The organism is Moorena sp. SIO4E2, assembly GCF_010671945.1.
GTDB lineage: Bacteria > Cyanobacteriota > Cyanobacteriia > Cyanobacteriales > Coleofasciculaceae > Moorena > Moorena producens.
This window is the reverse complement of record NZ_JAAHIE010001239.1, coordinates 1-1,364: the sequence shown is the minus strand read 5'-3', so window position 1 is coordinate 1,364 and position 1,364 is coordinate 1. Positions and strand designations below refer to the sequence as shown.

The following is a 1,364-nucleotide window of genomic DNA, read 5'->3' as shown; positions in this document are numbered from 1 at the left end:
TTCTCAAATTATGGCTCATTGTCTTGATGCAATAGCGAGTGGGGGAAACCACGGCAGTCGCTCATGGGGGAGACCACGGCAGTCGCTCATGGGGGAAACCCCCAAGACCGCGCTGCCTCCCCAAGACCGCGCTGCCTCCCCAAGACCGCGCTGCATCGCTTCACTGATTGCTGCCTTGATAGAATCAAAGCCATGTGCTCGAAGAAGAGTTAAAACCCATGTTTTGAGCAAAGATAAGTTTAAAGGAGCTTGTCCTGACGTTTGCGGACTAATATCTTCTTCATAGATGACGTCTTTTACCCAAGGTCGAGAATTTTCAATGAGCCAATGTCCTCTAATTCCATTGGCCAAACCACGAGATAATGGTGGTTTTGAACAAAGATAATAACTGATGCTTCTATAAGTCTCATTTCCACGAGTTCCACTGCGTTTGAAGTTACCGTAAGGTAGTGGAGCCAAAATCTGCCAAGTTTTAACCCTTCTATGCATAGCCTGCCCACCATAAAGGCTCCACTACCTAAGGTTTCGTCTCAGAGACTTTAATCACACAACCAGCTCCAATCCATTTGGGGTCAAGGTTTTCGGGTGGATCAAACACTTCAATAAGACGATAAGTATTACGGTTTCTAGTTTTTTCATAATGGGTCACTTTTTGTCGTGGTGTAAGCTGGTTTGATTCCGTTTCTATTTGTTGATATAATTTGGGTTGATTTTTTTTGACTTTAACTAGATAGTCATTCCCTGACTCGACGATGGCTGCCAGAGTTTTTTTTGACAATGAAGAGCATCAAAACTAAAAACTACGGAGATGAAACCTTGAACAGTGGAGCCTTATTACAAAAGATTTAACCCTTTTCTGCATAACCGATCACCCATAAAGGCTCCACTGTTCTACGGGAACTTCAAAACCTGTTAAATCTAATAAGTCAATTAATTCTCGAACGACGTAAATTTCGCTTTCCTGTTTGTTCGACATCATTTTTACCCCTAAGACTAATCTTCTTTGATGAGCAAAAGCCGAAACACAACTGATCAAGTTTTGTTTCGCGTTATCGTAGTTACTAACAGTATTTTTGAGGCTCTTCCCATCTATGGATATCCATTCTGAAGAGGGAATAACACCATAGTGTTGACTCCATTTATTAAATACAAGTTGGAGTTCTTCGTAATCTAAATTAACCATGACTCTTCTGAGCACTGAATAAGAAGGAACACGAGCATGCATGAATTTGAAGTCTATAGCAACCCTAAATAGCTTGTAACAGATATAATATAAATATTACTCTTATTATACAAAAAATAAAATATGAATATTATAGATGAATTATCAAATTTTATTAATCAAACAATAGAGCCCAAAGAAA

3 protein-coding genes are annotated in these 1,364 nt (G+C 39.6%); all 3 read right to left on the bottom strand.

Annotated elements, in window-relative coordinates:
* Positions 1-15: 15 nt before the first annotated feature.
* Positions 16-489 (bottom strand): hypothetical protein, encoded by a 474-nt coding sequence (locus tag F6K37_RS42550; RefSeq protein WP_008179916.1) that lies wholly within the window; start codon positions 487-489, stop codon positions 16-18.
* 28 nt (positions 490-517) lie between these two features.
* Positions 518-778 (bottom strand): hypothetical protein, encoded by a 261-nt coding sequence (locus tag F6K37_RS42545; RefSeq protein ID WP_287257238.1) that lies wholly within the window; start codon positions 776-778, stop codon positions 518-520.
* Positions 779-868: 90 nt separating this feature from the next.
* A complete protein-coding gene (locus tag F6K37_RS42540; RefSeq protein ID WP_287257237.1) occupies positions 869-1,225 on the bottom strand; it encodes an ISAs1 family transposase in 357 nt (118 codons plus the stop codon).
* Positions 1,226-1,364: the final 139 nt, after the last annotated feature.